Below are 15,197 nucleotides of genomic sequence, written 5' to 3'. Positions count from 1 at the left end.
TAGGTAGTAATGACGATGGAAATAAAAAACATAAAAAAAACACGGTCAAATTTCACAAAATACTGAAATGATTTTTGGTATAAAATTAAGAAAATTGGGGTTCAAATTAATAAAGTTCATAATTCCTTCATATTTTCCTTAAAAATTTAATAAGAATTTCAGAAATAACTCCGGGAAAATTGTTCCAAATGTTCAAACAATTAGTCTCATTAACGATTTGTTAAGAAGCGGCGGAAAAGTTGACAATTGTTGCAGATGCAAGTATGATACACGGTATACTTAATGTACAAATATCAGTACAAGTATTATAATAGTATTAGAGAGTCTTGAAGAAAGGAAGTGAGCATTACGGAGGACTTAGCAGAGAGGTTAATGGAAGAACTTAACTGCGAAACGGTATTTACCATTCCGGTATTTGGTGGAATTCCTATCGCTGAATCCGTAGTGGTGTCGTGGATTATCATGGCGGTGCTGACCATACTTTCCATCTGCCTGGTGAGAAATTTAAAGGTGGAGAATCCTGGGAAGAAGCAGCTGGCGCTGGAAGTGGCAATCGGCGGCATTTACAAATTCTTTGATGATCTGGTTGGAGAAGAAGGGCGCAGATATATTCCGTATCTGATATCCATAGCCATCTACATCGGCGTTGCGAATCTGATCGGTTTAATCGGCTTCAAACCACCAACCAAGGACTTGAATGCGACTGCGGCACTTGCCCTTATGAGCATCGTATTAATTGAATATGCGGGCTTCCATAAGAAGGGACTTAAGGGATGGGTAAAAAGCTTTGCAGAACCGGTAGCGATTATCGCTCCGATCAATATTCTGGAAATCTTTATTAAACCGTTGTCTTTATGTATGCGTCTTTTTGGCAACGTGCTTGGTTCGTTTGTAGTCATGGAGCTGATTAAGCAGCTCGTAGCGCCAATCATACCGATTCCGTTCAGCATGTATTTTGACATCTTTGACGGACTCATTCAGGCGTATGTATTCGTATTCTTAACTGCCCTCTTTATCAAAGAAGCAGTGGAGTAACCAAAGTGTTGGAGTAATCAAAACAATTAAAAAGAGAAAAGGAGATATTTATTATGTTAACAGCTATTGGTGCAGGTATCGCAGTTTTAACAGGTGTAGGTGCAGGTGTAGGTATTGGTCTGGCAACTTCAAAGGCAGTAGACGCAATCGCAAGACAGCCTGAGGCAGAAGGCAAGATCAGCAAGGCTTTATTACTTGGTTGTGCTCTTGCAGAGGCAACTGCTATTTACGGTTTTGTTATCGCTCTGTTAATCATCTTATTCTTAAAATAATGCCTGACAGACGGAAAGTTAAGAATATAGATAGAAAGGCAGGCGAATTCGATGTTACGTTTGGATTTTAACCTTGTGTGGAACATCGTCAATGTCATCGTCCTGTATCTTCTGCTCAAGCATTTTCTGATTAAGCCAGTGATGGATATCATGAACAAACGCCAGACTATGGTGGATCAAAGCATCACAAATGCGAGGGCATCCGAGTCCCAGGCGTCCGAGCTTAAAAGCCAGTATGAAGAGAAGCTGGCGGCGTCGGCGGAAGAAGGAAAGAAGCTTGTGGAAGAGGCAAAGGCAGAGGCGAAGACTGTACAGGAGCGCATGATAAAAGAAGCCGGAGAGCAGGCGGATAGAATTATCGAAAATGCCCACAAGACGGCGAATGCGGACCAGGAAAAGGCAATGAGGGAAGCGGAAGCGCAGATTGCAGGTCTGGTACTTGCAGCAGCGGCAAAGGTTGTGCAGGGCGAGATGGACGATAGGAAGAACCAGGCACTCTACGACCAGTATATAGCAGAAGCAGGTGATTCTCATGACGCAGGCAGCAAATAATTACGGACAGGTGCTTTACGAATTGAAGGTTCCAAAGGAAATAGTGGAAGAAGCGGAGGTGCTGTTTCGCGAGGTTCCCCAGCTTAAGGAAGCCCTCGTAAGCCCTGTGGTGAAAAAAAGCGAAAAAAACCGCGTCATTGACCGGGTATTTCCAGCAGAGCTGAGGAATTTTCTTAAGGTGCTCTGTGGACATCAGGACATGGGCGAGGTCGAAGATGTATTCGAAGCGTACCATGCCTATGCATGCGAACAGGAAGGCAGTCTGCGAGCAACGTTGTATTATGTGACGGAGCCGGACGCAGAGCAGCTTAAGAAAATTAAGCAGATGCTGATGAAGAAATACCAGAAACAGGATGTGGAACTCCGCCTTGTTAAGGATTCCAGTCTGGGCGGAGGATTTGTGATCCGCACCGGCGATATGGAGACAGACTGGAGTATAAAAGGACGTATGAAACAGTTAGAGCAAATATTGATGCGGAGGTGAGAAGCGTGGGTTCAATCAATTCAGATGAGATTATCTCCATCTTAAGAAGCGAGATTGAAGATTATGACGTACATGCAAGAGACCAGGAGGTCGGCACGGTCATCGGAATCGGTGACGGAATCGCGACGATTTATGGAATTGACCACGCCATGTACGGCGAAATCGTTATCTTTGATAACGGTGTAAAAGGTATGGTACAGGATATCAGACGGGACGACATCGGTTGTATCCTGTTTGGTTCAGATAGAGAGATTAAAGAGGGATGCAAGGTTACGAGAACAAAGAAACGTGCCGGTATCCCGGTTGGCGACGCTTATATAGGAAGAGTTGTCAACGCATTGGGTGCAGCAATCGACGGGAAAGGTGACATCAAGTCCGACGACTACCGCCCGATCGAGAATGAGGCGCCTGGTATCATTGACAGAAAGAGTGTTTCGGTACCTATGGAGACGGGAATCCTGGCAATTGACTCCATGTTCCCCATCGGCCGCGGCCAGCGTGAGCTGATCATCGGCGACCGTCAGACCGGTAAAACCTCGATTGCCATCGATGCCATTTTAAATCAGAAGGGCAAAGATACGATCTGCATCTACGTGGCGGTAGGCCAGAAGGCTTCCACCGTTGCGAAGATGGTCAATACATTAAGCCAGTATGGAGCCATGGATTATACCATTGTTCTGTCCTCAGCAGCCAGTGAACCGGCTCCGCTTCAGTATATCGCTCCCTATTCCGGAACGGCGCTGGCAGAGTACTTTATGTATCAGGGAAAAGATGTGCTGATCGTTTACGACGATTTGTCGAAACATGCGGTTGCTTACCGTGCGCTGTCTTTACTCCTTGAGCGTTCCCCGGGACGTGAGGCATATCCGGGCGACGTGTTCTATCTGCATTCCAGGCTTCTGGAGAGATCCAGCAGACTGAGTGAGGAAAAGGGCGGCGGTTCTATTACGGCGCTGCCGATTATTGAGACACAGGCCGGAGATGTTTCGGCATATATTCCGACAAACGTTATCTCCATCACGGACGGACAGATATTCCTGGAGAGTGACTTATTCTTCTCCGGTATGAGACCTGCGGTCAACGTGGGACTTTCCGTATCCCGTGTCGGCGGCGCAGCTCAGACAAAGGCCATGAAGAAGGCGGCAGGAAGCCTTCGTATCGACCTGGCCCAGTGCCGTGAGATGGAAGTATTTACCCAGTTCAGTTCGGACCTCGATCCGGCGACGAAGGAGATGATCCAGTATGGCAAGGGACTGACAGAGATGTTAAAGCAGCCGCTCTGCCATCCGATGAGCTTACACGATCAGGTCATCAGCCTGGTAGCCGCCAATAACCGGCTTCTTCTCGATGTGGAAGTGTCAAAGATCAAGGGTTTCCAGAAGGAAATGCTGGCATTCTTTGAGCAGAAGCATCCGGAAATCGTGAAGGAGATCGAAGAGAAGAAAGTTCTTTCCGACGAGCTGAAGCAGAGCATTTTAGACGGCGTGAAAGAATTTAAACAGAACACGATGGCGTCATTTTGAGTTGATCTGCAAACTCGAAATGCGGACTGAAACAAATAAACAGAAGCAGGTGTAAGATATGGCAAATGCGAGAGAGATACAAAGCAGGATGAACAGTATCAAGAGTACGATGAAGATTACGAATGCGATGTATACGATTTCCTCGTCAAAGCTTAAAAAGGCCAGAAAAAACTTAACCGATACAGAACCCTATTTCTATGCGCTCCAGAGGACCATTTCCCGAATTGTCAGGCATACACCGGAGATAGAGGACCCTTATTTCGATACGAGGCCGCAGATTAAGCCGGAAGACAAGAAGATCGGGTATATCGTGGTAACCGCGGACAAAGGCCTTGCGGGCGCATACAATCACAACGTATTCAAGATGGTGCAGGAACAGATCGACAAGGGAGGAAATCCCATGCTGTTCGTGGTCGGTGAGCTGGGCCAGCAGTATTTTGTGAGAAAGGGGATTCCGGTAGAACAGGATTTCCGGTATACGGTGCAAAACCCGAATATGAGCCGGGCGAGGATCATTGAGGAGAAAATCGTGGATTATTTCCTGTCCGGGAAACTGGATGAGGTATACATGATTTATACCAGAATGGTCAATGCAATGAAGATGGAGGCCGAGATTACGCAGCTTTTACCGCTTCCGAAGTCTAATTTCAGCGTGCCCCAGGGCATACCGATCGACATCCATCTGGAGGAAATCACGATGAAGCCATCGCCCAAGGCGGTGATCGATGCCATCGTACCAAACTATATAGCCGGATTTATCTATGGCGGTCTGGTGGAATCCTACTCCAGCGAGCAGAATTCCAGAATGATGGCCATGCAGGCTGCCACGAAGAGTGCGCAGGATATGCTGGATGAACTGGCAATCACCTATAACCGGGTCCGCCAGGCTGCCATTACCCAGGAGATCACCGAGGTAATCAGCGGAGCCAAGGCCCAAAAAAAGAAGAAGAAAAAATAACAGAGAGGAGGAGTCCTCACAACTGTGAGAAACAGATTATGAATAAAGGAAAAATCGTGCAGGTTTTAGGGCCTGTTGTAGACGTAGAGTTCGAGGAAGGCGTGGAGCTGCCGTGCATTAAGGACGCCCTTGAGGTAGATAATGACGGAAAACGCTGTGTAATGGAAGTTTCCCAGCATCTGGGAAATAATACCGTTCGCTGCATTATGCTTGCTTCCAGCGAAGGACTCTGCAGAGATATGGAAGTAACGGCCACCGGTTCGGGAATCAGGGTTCCTGTCGGCGAGCAGACACTGGGACGCCTTTTTAACGTCCTGGGTGAGACGATTGACAACGGCGAACCGTTAAAGGAAGGCGAGAAATGGGTCATCCACAGGGATCCGCCGTCATTTGAGGAACAGAGCCCGGTAGCGGAGATCCTGGAGACGGGAATCAAGGTTATTGACCTTCTGGCCCCCTATGCAAAGGGCGGAAAGATCGGTCTGTTTGGAGGCGCCGGTGTAGGCAAGACGGTCCTCATTCAGGAGCTGATTCATAACATTGCAACAGAGCATGGCGGATATTCCATTTTTACCGGTGTTGGAGAGCGTTCCCGTGAAGGTAATGACTTATGGACCGAGATGGGAGAGTCCGGCGTTATCGAGAAAACGGCCCTGGTATTCGGTCAGATGAATGAGCCGCCGGGAGCCCGTATGCGAGTAGCGGAGACGGGACTTACCATGGCGGAATACTTCCGTGATCAGGAGCATAAAAACGTACTGCTGTTCATCGACAACATCTTCCGTTTCGTTCAGGCCGGTTCCGAGGTGTCTGCGCTGCTCGGACGTATGCCGTCCGCTGTTGGCTACCAGCCGACACTGGCCACGGAGATGGGCGAGTTACAGGAAAGAATTACCTCCACCAAGAACGGTTCTGTTACTTCGGTTCAGGCGGTTTACGTGCCGGCCGATGACTTGACGGATCCGGCTCCGGCGACTACCTTTGCCCATCTGGATGCGACGACGGTTCTTTCGAGAAAGATCGTGGAACAGGGTATTTACCCGGCGGTTGATCCGCTGGAATCCAACTCCCGTATTCTGGAACCGGATGTGGTAGGCGAGGAACACTATGAGGTGGCCAGAATGGTTCAGGAGACACTTCAGAAATACAGAGAGCTTCAGGACATCATCGCAATCCTCGGAATGGAGGAGCTGGGCGATGAGGATAAGACCACAGTAAACCGTGCCAGAAAGATCCAGAAATTCTTATCCCAGCCATTCTCCGTAGCGGAGAACTTCACCGGCGTTGCCGGAAAGTACGTTCCTTTGAAGGAGACGGTGCGGGGCTTTAAGGCCATCGTAGAAGGTGAGATGGACCAGTATCCGGAGGCGGCGTTCTTTAACGTGGGAACGATCGACGAGGTAATCGAGAAGGCGAAGACATTAGGAGCCGAGGAAGGCAGATAGAGGTGAGGGCCTGTGAGCGCAAATACATTTTTTCTGCAGATTATTGCAACTGACAAGGTGTTCTTTAAGGGGCCGTGCCAGAAGCTCATCATCCCCCTGTTAGATGGAGAAAAAGAGGTTCTGCCGCACCATGAGGACATGGTAATTGCAGTTACGATCGGCGAGATGAGACTGATGAATGAAAGCGGCGAATGGATTAACGGCGTGGTAGGCGATGGTTTTGTACAGATTATCAACAACCGTGTCACCCTTCTGGTGGATACTGCGGAACGTCCTGAGGATATTGACGAGAGGCGTGCCGAGGAGGCCAGGGAGAGGGCCGAGGAGCAGCTCAGACAGAGTAAGAGCATCCAGGAACATTCGCATTTCGAGGCGTCGCTGGCGAGGTCGCTGGCGAGGCTGAGGCTGAAGCATAAGTATGAGATTTAATAAATAGAGAAAGCTTCTGCAAAGGCACCGGGCAAACGTAATGTTTGACGGGCGGTGCTTTTGCGGAAGCTTTTTCTATACCCGGCAGCAGCCAGGCGGCATGCATCTTCTCTTATTTCTCAATGGGTATCAATACTTTTAATACTTTCAATACTTCTTACCATAGCATACTGCCCCAGTTCCTTAAAACCGATCTTGCGGTAGATGGCGCCGGCCTCCGGGTTATCATAGAAGAGGCAGAGGAATTTCATGCCGTCCGCCAGACAGTCCCGGCATAAACGGTTTACCAGCCGGGTGGCGTATCCGCGGCCTCTGTATTCGGGCAGAGTCGCAACGCTGACGATCATGGCCGACATGGAGTTTTCAGCTGAGGTTCCGGCTACGGCTGCAAGTGTCCCATCTTCAAAGACCCCGTACATCCGACCTTCGTTGGTCATGGAACTCAGAATATCTTCCCGGTTTTCCTCCTCCGTCTTACTCCGCATGGAGAAAAATTCATCGATCTGTTTTAACAGTGCGTAGATAGCATCGATATCATCAGGGACAAGGCGCCTTGCAGGAAAAGCCGGATCATCGGGGATGGCCGGCCGGTCAAGCCTTGCCAGATATGTGGGAACCAGCTCAAGACCCTTTAAGAGCGGTATCAGTGGCTCGATCAGTTCCCGCTTTCCGCTTAAGTTGCGCATCTGGAAACCGGAGAGAAATCCGGCGACTTCAGCCTTGTTGTAGTCTGTGGTATGACTGTAGAACAGGAAATTGTTCCTGTAATTCAGAATAAAGTAGGGAAGTGTCCCCCCTGTCCAGGTGTCGGCCGTGTACACGGAGACGTTTTCCGACTCCAGACCATAGTTTTCCAAATCCCCGATCAGGAAGAGGTTGAATTCCGGTTCCAGAAGGGCATAGGCCATGGCATCGTTAAAATGTGAAGCAGTAAGTTTTTTCATAAATAAATTTTCCCTCCTCAGACTGAATGTCAGATGCAAACAGAACGTGATGGTATTAGTATAGCAGAGGAGGAAAAATTTTCCAAGTGGCAGGTGTTGTCCACTTATTATAATAAAATTATAGAAACTGGTTTCGATATTCCTTGGGAGAGAGTCCCACATGTTTTTTAAAGGTTTGATAGAAATAAGCATAATCTTTAAATCCGGATAAATCAGCGACTTCATTAATTCTATGACAAGGATTTTGCAGAAGTTTTTTTGCGTGTTCCAGCCGGGCTTCAATAATTATATCTATAAAATTTTTTCCTGTCTCCTTTTTAATCAGAGAACTTAAATAGGAGGGATTAACTGAAACAACCTTTGCAACTTCTGAAAGGCTGAGATCCTGCTGATAATGGCTTTCGAGATACTGTAAAACATGGGTAATTATAAGGCTGTAATTTTGTTGTTCTCTTACTGCAAATAGACGAAGCCGGTTAGAGTAGCCCATAAGAAAAGCGGACCATTCCGCCTCACTGTCTGGAACCTGGGTAAAGTGATACAGATCCGTGGTTTCCTGATCGAGGTTAATTTTTTGCGGTGCCAGATTCCAGAAGTAGTGCAGGATAATGGAACAGACCTGACGCATACAGTTAAGCAGTATATCGGAGGAATCATCGGGGGCTTTTTGCACTAGATAAATGGCTTTTCTGTATATAGAAGACAATTTCTCCTCAAATGCTTCCGTGGCATTTTGCTGTAAAAGAAGACCGAGTTCCTGAAAACCCTGTATCATGGAGGGCGCATTTTTTTGAATCTCATCCTTTGCAAGCGCAATTGCCTCTAAAAGCTGACTGTCATGTATTGGTTTTAACAGGAAGGCACAGGCATGCAGTCTGATGGCCGCATGGGCATTTTCGAAGTCCTGATAACCGGTGATAAATATAATCTGAGTTGCCGGCAGGGCTGACTGGACCATGCGCACCATGGATAGGCCATCCAGATCCGGCATTTTGATATCGCTGATAATAATATCGGGACATACAGACTGTATGCAGCTTAAACCTTCCCGCCCGTCGGAGGCATCGCCAACCACCGAGCAGTCGGGCAGCCGCCGCTTTATTGTTTTGGCAATTGATCTGCGAGTCAGTTCATTATCATCAATAATAACTATTTTGTACATATTCAATCACTCCTGGTCTTCTGTACTGTGGTCATGATATAAAGTAGTAGCAATAGGCAGGATGATCCGAATCCGGGTTCCCTCTTCCTGAACGGATTGAATACGAATGCCATATTCCGGGCCGTACAGAAGGCGGATGCGATCCAGAACGGTTACGAGACCTACTTTGGTATGCGATGGAGAACCTGAGGCTTCCGATGAGTATCTGGAATTTAAAATCATTTCAATTATATCCTGAGACATACCGTGCCCATTATCACTCACCTCCAGGATCAGAGTATCATCCTGACTAAAACTGCAAATATGAATGACACCGTGTCTTGAAATTCCTTCAATTCCATGAACAATGGCATTTTCTACTATGGGTTGAAGGATAAATGCCGGAACTGGTATGAAAGAAAGCGAGGGATCCGATTTATAAATAAAGGTTACACGCTCCCGATACATCATTTGATACAGAGTCGTATATTTCCTGACATAGGATATTTCTTCATCCAGTGGAATCAGGCGCTTTTTTTGCCCAATGCTTTCTCTCAGCATGTCACTGAGCAGACAGATCCAGTCACTGATATCATATTCATCTCTAAGTTTGGCCAGACTGCTGATAGAATCCAGAATATTATAAAGAAAATGGGGGTTCAAACGTGCTTGAAGGGCATTATATTGGAACTCAAGCATCTGGTACTCAATCTGCTGTTTTTGCTTTTGTTCCAAAGTAACTTCCCTCATCAGCGTTTTTATTTTTTGACCCATTGTATTGAAATTATCCGCAATGATTGCAAATTCATCGTGACTGGCCGGTACGATCTGTTCATCAAAATTTCCGTTGGAGAATTGTTTCATGCTGTCTGTGAGCAGCTTTAAATTTTGAGAGATATTGCCGGAAATCAGGAAGGCAAGGACAACAGCCAATGCAAATACAGCAAAGCCTATAAAAAGTATCCAATATCCGATTACATGAAGTTTACCGGTCAGCTGAGAAAGGGAAACAATATGAGTAAGAATCCACTGCCCATCAGGAGTATTGTATACGGCGGCGGTATACGTTTCTCCATTCATTCTCACCGTGTGATTCTCAGCTTTGGCAGAGCTGGATACTGCCTCCAGAGCGATTTGCTCGAACGTGTCATGGTCAGAGATCATAGGCTTACGATCCAGGCTGAATATTACAACACTTCCGCCATAGCGGTCAATCGACTGTTCATATACTTTAACCAGGTAATCCCTGTCTATTTCTACAAAGAGGCAGCCGATATACGTACCGGTAGGAAGGTGATAGAGAGCCCGTTTTAATAACAGGTTTCCGTTTGGACAGCTGTCCCACACGCATTGTCCCCATGATTTTTTTATTTCGGGAGCCTCGTTTGTAAAATAGTCTAAACTTTGATCAGATAGAAGATTGGATCCGGCGGTATACAAATGATTATTTAGATCCAGGAAAGCAATGCTTTTATAGTAATCGGTAGAATAGAGGAGATTGTCAACGGCGGACTGGTATGACAAGCGGTTTTGAATCGGCGTATAGTCAGAGACAGGGAGAATCTCATTAAAGGCACCGTCATTCTGATATTTTATAAAGTTTGTCTCCTCAATATTATCGACTTGGGAAGCAAAATTAGAAGCAATCTGACTGGAAATCGCAATGGAGTAATCAGATACATAGCGAGTAATTAACAAATTGCTTACAGCATAATTGGTACCGCTGATACAGAGCGTTGTGAGAAAAATAATAACAAGGAAGGAAAGCAGCAGTTTTTGTTTGAACTTTAGATTTAAATACCATGTTATGAACTTGGACATATGCGTTTCCTCCTGCTTTTATGTTTTTAGAATACCCGGATAGGGATAGAAAGTCAATAATAGAAGTGAAAGTCGTTTATATGTCAATTAAAATCTAAAAATAACTAATAAAATATAGAATTACATATATAGTAATGAAAATAAAAAACAAATATACTATAAATACAACAAATTATGTGCGGCATTATTTGAATAGGAGGGATATGTTATGAGAAAACAGAAAAAAATGATGCTCATGGTCATGGCGGCTTTAGCACTTACTGCATGCGGGTCATCAGAAGAACCCAAACAGGAAATGGCTCAAAGCGAGAGTACTCAGAAACAATCAACAGAAGAAAAAAGTTCTTCCGCAGGAGAGTCAAAGACCGATGAGAAAGTTAAGCTTGTGCTCATGCATTATGCAGCTGAAGAGACAAAGAGGAGTGGAATCGATGCATGGGTACAGTCCGTAACAGAACAGTACCCTGATATTGAAATTGAGGTGCAGGCAGTTACGCCATGGGCACAGTTTGCATCTTCGCTGCAAACGAAAATTGCAGCAGGCGACGCACCGGATATTTTTATGGGGAAACCTTCTCAGTTTATTCAACTGGCAGAAGCCGGACAGGTTCTTGACTTAACAGGGCAGAAGTGTCTTGATAACCTGTCGGAAGTGGATAAGGCGATGGTAAGTGTAGGTGAAAAAGTCTATGGTGTTCCGGTAGACAGATCTATTGCTGGCGTATTTTACAATAAAGATATGTTCGATGAATATCAGCTGAAGGCGCCGACAACTTTAAGCGAGTTTAATGAGATTATCAGGACATTTGAAGAACAGGGCGTAGTTCCTTTTGTAAGAGCTTATAAAGATAATATTTATCCTCGTGTGGATTTTGATAGTTCTTTTGGGAGTATGGTGGCAAAAGAGGATGAGAAGTTTTATGAAAAGATACAAAATGGAGAGAAGAAATTCAGCGATTATCCAATGTTTAAACTACAGGCTGACATTTACGCCGCCCGATTATCCGCTAAAAGAGATGACGATCTTGGAACAGATGCTTCGAGAGCCAACCAATTATTCGCCAGCGGGAAGTATCCTATGTGCATTACCGGTTCCTGGGCAATTGGAGACATAAGAAAAAATAATCCAGATGGAAATTTTGGCTTCTTTACAACTCCCTGGTCGGACCAGGAAGAGGAAAATACACTGCCAATCGGAGTAGATACGGCATTTATGGTTAGTGCACAGACAAAGCATCCAGATGAGGTAATGAAGTTCATGGAACATCTGACATCAGCAGAAGGAGTCCGGCAATGGTATGAAAATGCAAAAGTGCCTACGATTATACCAGTGGAAACAACGGATCTGGATCCAATTTTTGTGGACATGAATGCAATTATAGAATCTGGCAAGGTGGTTAGTAAGGACAGTTATCCTTATTTTAGCGGAGAATATAAATCCAAGTTTGAGAGTGACTTGCAGCTGTTTGCTGCAACGCCGGAAATCGGAGCAGAAGGACTTATTTCAATGCTTGATAAAGATTTTTCGGGAATTTCAAAATAAAATAGAATAAATACCAATAATGGAAGGAAGATGGGAATGAGAAATAAGAAAATGGTTAAAAAGACAATACAAAGCATTTTATTTCTTGCTCCGTGCGCAGTCGTGTTTTTTGTTTTCGTTATCATGCCGTTTTTGCAGGGAATCCCATATTCCTTCCGCAGGTGGGATGGGTTTAGCGCGGATTACACAATCGTTGGATTAGAAAATTATAAAAATGTTTTAACGGATGGGAGCATTGCAGCTCCGGCAGTAAATACAATAAAATTTGCGGCAATGGAGGTAGTATTCAGTAATTTGTTTGGTCTGCTGCTGGCTTTGGGAATTAGCCGAAACTCCAGGTTCCACCGTATCCTGCGTACGATTTATTTTATGCCGTACGTAATCAGTATTGTGCTGGCCTCTTATATCTGGTCTTATATCTTCAGCGATGTCTGTTATTCGATTCTGGGGATGAAAAATCTTCTGGCTTCCCCTAAGACGGTAATACTTGGCTTGGCTATTATCTCGGTTTGGAAAGATACTGGATACTGTATGATTGTCTTCCTTGCTGCGCTTAAGAGTGTTCCGGATGAATATTATGAGGTTGCACGCGTAGAAGGGAGCAGATCGCTTCATACCTTTACTAAAATTACACTTCCTCTGATTGTTCCGGCTTTTACAACTAATGCAACACTGGTTTTGTCGTGGGGGCTGAAGGTCTTTGAATATCCGATGGTGACAACCGGAGGGGGACCGGGAACATCCTCCGAAAGTCTGGCAATGTATATCTATAAAAATATCTTTGTGTATTATAAAGCGGGGTATGGTCAGGCGGCGGCTATTCTCTTTACATTATTTCTTGCTGTAATCAGCTTTCTGGTTGCCAGCTTTTTCCGGAGCAGGGAGGTGGAGGTATGAGTATACTCAGGAAATATTCCATTGGAAAAAATGTGATACTGCTGTTTGCAGCCGCAATTATGTTGTCACCGTTTTACATATCTTTTGTCTATTCAATGAAAACAAGGGAACAGATTACATTTACAGGTTTGAAATTTCCATCAGAATTTCATCTGGAAAACTTCAGCCAGGCAGTTGAGGCATCAAATTTCTATGTAGTTTTAAAGAACAGTGTCATTACAACCGTGCCGACAGTGCTTCTGCTCATCATTATTTGCCCGATGGCAGCCTATGTTCTGGCGCGCAATACAGGAAAGGCTTATAACATTATTTATTCGCTGTTTCTTACGGCACTTTTGATACCGTACCAGTCAGTTATGCTGCCGCAATATATGAATCTAAAACAGGCGGGTCTTTTAAACACATACATGGGGGCTGTCATGGTCCGGGCCGCATTTAATATTTCCTTCAATATTCTGCTGTTTACAAGTTTTGTAAAAACGGTTCCCATAGAATTAGAGGAAGCGGCTATGATTGATGGGGCGGGGATGATGAAAACTTTTTTTCGTATTGTATTTCCGCTGTTAAAATCCGTACTTTGTACTGCCGTCATTATTAACGCACTGTTTTCCTGGAACGATTTTACTATTACATTAAACATATTGATGAAAGAGGGAATGAAGACAATTCCGCTTATGTTATACCGATTCTTCGGTGAGTATAATGTGGAACTAAATCTGGCGTTTGCCGCGTTTACGCTGTCGATGATCCCTATCCTGATATTATACTTTCTGCTTCAGAGGTACATTGTGGAAGGGGTTATGAGCGGCGCGGTAAAAGGCTGATGATTGGAGGGAAATCATGTTAGAGAACAGAAATCAGTTGGAAATAGAGCAAAAACTAAAGAGGGAGATGGAAAGAGAAGGACTTGACGCGTTAATCCTGACAGAGCCGGAGACAATTTTGTATGCCAGCGGTTTTGCCAGCCATTTTCTTTATGATTCCAGGCGAATAGGTACGACTCTGGCTGTTGTGCGAAAAGAAGGGCCTGTCATACTGATCCTGAACGAGATAGAGAAACAGACAGCCGAAAATCAGTGTAAGGATATTAAAATGGAAACGTATCCCGTCTGGATCTATATTGATGGGGTGGAAGATGATGGACTGGAAAAGCCGTCTCAACCGGATATGATGGTACCTGTTAAGATTGCATTAGATTTCATTACGGAGCGGACGGCTGAGGCAAAAATTGGAGTGCAGAGTCCTTCCATACCACATGATATATGGGACTTTCTTTCGAATTGCACGGGAGTGGGAAGCCTGTATAACTGCGAAAAAGTACTTAACAGAGCGAGGGCTATTAAGACAGATTGGGAGATTGGTTTACTGCGCCGTACAGCTAAGATTACTGAAACTGCAATGTTGGAAACCGCATACTGTATTGTTCCCGGGATGAGCGAGAAGGAAATCCTTTCTATATACAGAAATGCTGCGTTCTCGCAGGATCTTGATGTAATTGGTGCCTATACGGTCTCTGGAATAGGCGCAGAGTATTCAATTGTACAGATACCCAGAAATATCTCCGTCAAAGAAAATGATATTCTCAGGCTCGACGGAGGCGCCAATATCTGTGGTTATCAGGCAGATATCGCGAGAACCTTTGTGGTAGGAAAACCAGCAGATAAAGCAGTTCAAATTTTTGAGGCATTATATCGGGCGTTCGATACCGGACGATCCATGATTGGCCCTGGCGTCCCATTTGAACCAGTATTTCATGCCATGCAGGATACCGTGAGAAAATCCGGCTTCGAAAAGTACACGAGAGGTCACTGCGGTCATTCCGTAGGCTGCAATATATTTGTAGAAGAACGGCCATTTGTGGCTCCCGGAGAAGATCAGGAATTTACAGCATTTATGCCTGGAATGGTTATGTCTATAGAGGTGCCGTTTTACAGCGCAGTTTATGGTGCGTTTAATATTGAGGATACAGTCCTGATCACAGAGAATGGATGTGAGTGGTTTACGACAGTAAATGACAGCCTGTTCTGGCCAAGACATTAGTTTAGGGGAAAATGGGGGAAGAGCATAGCAATGCAAAAGAGCGGCAGTAAGTAAAAAGAAGCGAAACGGTCCATAAGAAAAACCGTTTCGCTTCTTTTTCATATAAATATCAT

Annotated in this window: 15 protein-coding genes; 12 read left to right on the top strand and 3 right to left on the bottom strand. The window is 45.1% G+C overall.

Annotated features, from left to right (window positions below; all coding sequences use genetic code 11):
* Positions 1–372: 372 nt before the first annotated feature.
* The 8 genes from H8S80_RS26985 to atpC are packed head-to-tail and all read left to right on the top strand — an operon-like array spanning position 373 to position 6,698.
* A complete protein-coding gene (locus H8S80_RS26985; protein ID WP_002605336.1) occupies positions 373–1,035 on the top strand; it encodes a F0F1 ATP synthase subunit A in 663 nt (220 codons plus the stop codon).
* Positions 1,036–1,088: 53 nt separating this feature from the next.
* The gene (gene atpE / locus H8S80_RS26980) at positions 1,089–1,307 is read left to right on the top strand and encodes an ATP synthase F0 subunit C (protein ID WP_002605335.1); all 219 of its coding nucleotides are present in this window, start codon (positions 1,089–1,091) and stop codon (positions 1,305–1,307) included.
* A 51-nt stretch (positions 1,308–1,358) separates the two neighbouring features.
* On the top strand, positions 1,359–1,859 hold the full coding sequence (gene atpF, locus H8S80_RS26975) for a F0F1 ATP synthase subunit B (RefSeq protein WP_025531730.1): 501 nt from the start codon (positions 1,359–1,361) through the stop codon (positions 1,857–1,859).
* Positions 1,840–2,343, top strand: coding sequence for an ATP synthase F1 subunit delta (atpH, locus tag H8S80_RS26970; RefSeq protein WP_117632936.1), 504 nt, complete (start codon positions 1,840–1,842; stop codon positions 2,341–2,343). The genes atpF and atpH overlap by 20 nt, the downstream gene beginning before the upstream one ends.
* Before the next feature lie 5 nt (positions 2,344–2,348).
* A complete protein-coding gene (gene atpA, locus H8S80_RS26965) occupies positions 2,349–3,866 on the top strand; it encodes a F0F1 ATP synthase subunit alpha (RefSeq protein ID WP_002605332.1) in 1,518 nt (505 codons plus the stop codon).
* A gap of 58 nt (positions 3,867–3,924) precedes the next feature.
* Entirely contained in the window at positions 3,925–4,824 is a 900-nt protein-coding gene (gene atpG / locus H8S80_RS26960) for an ATP synthase F1 subunit gamma (RefSeq protein ID WP_025531734.1), read from the top strand.
* A 38-nt stretch (positions 4,825–4,862) separates the two neighbouring features.
* Positions 4,863–6,269 carry a F0F1 ATP synthase subunit beta gene (gene atpD / locus H8S80_RS26955; protein WP_002605330.1) on the top strand — a complete coding sequence of 469 codons (1,407 nt, stop codon included), beginning with the start codon at positions 4,863–4,865 and terminating at the stop codon, positions 6,267–6,269.
* 12 nt (positions 6,270–6,281) lie between these two features.
* Entirely contained in the window at positions 6,282–6,698 is a 417-nt protein-coding gene (atpC, locus tag H8S80_RS26950; RefSeq protein WP_002605329.1) for an ATP synthase F1 subunit epsilon, read from the top strand.
* Positions 6,699–6,817: 119 nt separating this feature from the next.
* Here the strand turns inward: atpC and H8S80_RS26945 are convergent, their stop codons facing one another.
* The 3 genes from H8S80_RS26945 to H8S80_RS26935 form a co-directional block, all read right to left on the bottom strand.
* Positions 6,818–7,642, bottom strand: coding sequence for a GNAT family N-acetyltransferase (locus H8S80_RS26945; RefSeq protein ID WP_117632937.1), 825 nt, complete (start codon positions 7,640–7,642; stop codon positions 6,818–6,820).
* Between the two features lie 118 nt (positions 7,643–7,760).
* Positions 7,761–8,804 carry a response regulator transcription factor gene (locus H8S80_RS26940; RefSeq protein ID WP_117632938.1) on the bottom strand — a complete coding sequence of 348 codons (1,044 nt, stop codon included), beginning with the start codon at positions 8,802–8,804 and terminating at the stop codon, positions 7,761–7,763.
* A 6-nt stretch (positions 8,805–8,810) separates the two neighbouring features.
* Entirely contained in the window at positions 8,811–10,604 is a 1,794-nt protein-coding gene (locus H8S80_RS26935) for a cache domain-containing sensor histidine kinase (protein ID WP_117632939.1), read from the bottom strand.
* A gap of 208 nt (positions 10,605–10,812) precedes the next feature.
* Between H8S80_RS26935 and H8S80_RS26930 the strand changes: the two genes are divergently transcribed.
* The 4 genes from H8S80_RS26930 to H8S80_RS26915 are packed head-to-tail and all read left to right on the top strand — an operon-like array spanning position 10,813 to position 15,084.
* Positions 10,813–12,147, top strand: coding sequence for an ABC transporter substrate-binding protein (locus H8S80_RS26930; protein ID WP_117632940.1), 1,335 nt, complete (start codon positions 10,813–10,815; stop codon positions 12,145–12,147).
* A gap of 36 nt (positions 12,148–12,183) precedes the next feature.
* Entirely contained in the window at positions 12,184–13,044 is an 861-nt protein-coding gene (locus tag H8S80_RS26925) for a carbohydrate ABC transporter permease (RefSeq protein ID WP_002605324.1), read from the top strand.
* Complete coding sequence (locus tag H8S80_RS26920; RefSeq protein WP_117632942.1) at positions 13,041–13,868, top strand: carbohydrate ABC transporter permease; 828 nt, start codon at positions 13,041–13,043, stop codon at positions 13,866–13,868. Before H8S80_RS26925 ends, H8S80_RS26920 begins: the two co-directional genes overlap by 4 nt.
* Before the next feature lie 16 nt (positions 13,869–13,884).
* The gene (locus H8S80_RS26915; RefSeq protein ID WP_002605322.1) at positions 13,885–15,084 is read left to right on the top strand and encodes a M24 family metallopeptidase; all 1,200 of its coding nucleotides are present in this window, start codon (positions 13,885–13,887) and stop codon (positions 15,082–15,084) included.
* Positions 15,085–15,197 lie beyond the last annotated feature (113 nt).

The organism is Hungatella sp. L36, from assembly GCF_014288035.1.
The sequence above is the reverse complement of the archived record's forward strand: the minus strand, read 5'-3'. Positions and strand labels throughout refer to the sequence as shown.

Coding starts and splice junctions, on each gene's coding strand:
- H8S80_RS26985 (WP_002605336.1), top strand. CDS start 373: ATGGAAGAACTTAACTGCGAAACGGTATTTACCATTCCGGTATTTGGT.
- atpE (WP_002605335.1), top strand. CDS start 1,089: ATGTTAACAGCTATTGGTGCAGGTATCGCAGTTTTAACAGGTGTAGGT.
- atpF (WP_025531730.1), top strand. CDS start 1,359: ATGTTACGTTTGGATTTTAACCTTGTGTGGAACATCGTCAATGTCATC.
- atpH (WP_117632936.1), top strand. CDS start 1,840: ATGACGCAGGCAGCAAATAATTACGGACAGGTGCTTTACGAATTGAAG.
- atpG (WP_025531734.1), top strand. CDS start 3,925: ATGGCAAATGCGAGAGAGATACAAAGCAGGATGAACAGTATCAAGAGT.
- atpD (WP_002605330.1), top strand. CDS start 4,863: ATGAATAAAGGAAAAATCGTGCAGGTTTTAGGGCCTGTTGTAGACGTA.
- H8S80_RS26945 (WP_117632937.1), bottom strand. CDS start 7,642: ATGAAAAAACTTACTGCTTCACATTTTAACGATGCCATGGCCTATGCC.
- H8S80_RS26940 (WP_117632938.1), bottom strand. CDS start 8,804: ATGTACAAAATAGTTATTATTGATGATAATGAACTGACTCGCAGATCA.
- H8S80_RS26935 (WP_117632939.1), bottom strand. CDS start 10,604: ATGTCCAAGTTCATAACATGGTATTTAAATCTAAAGTTCAAACAAAAA.
- H8S80_RS26930 (WP_117632940.1), top strand. CDS start 10,813: ATGAGAAAACAGAAAAAAATGATGCTCATGGTCATGGCGGCTTTAGCA.
- H8S80_RS26925 (WP_002605324.1), top strand. CDS start 12,184: ATGAGAAATAAGAAAATGGTTAAAAAGACAATACAAAGCATTTTATTT.
- H8S80_RS26920 (WP_117632942.1), top strand. CDS start 13,041: ATGAGTATACTCAGGAAATATTCCATTGGAAAAAATGTGATACTGCTG.
- H8S80_RS26915 (WP_002605322.1), top strand. CDS start 13,885: ATGTTAGAGAACAGAAATCAGTTGGAAATAGAGCAAAAACTAAAGAGG.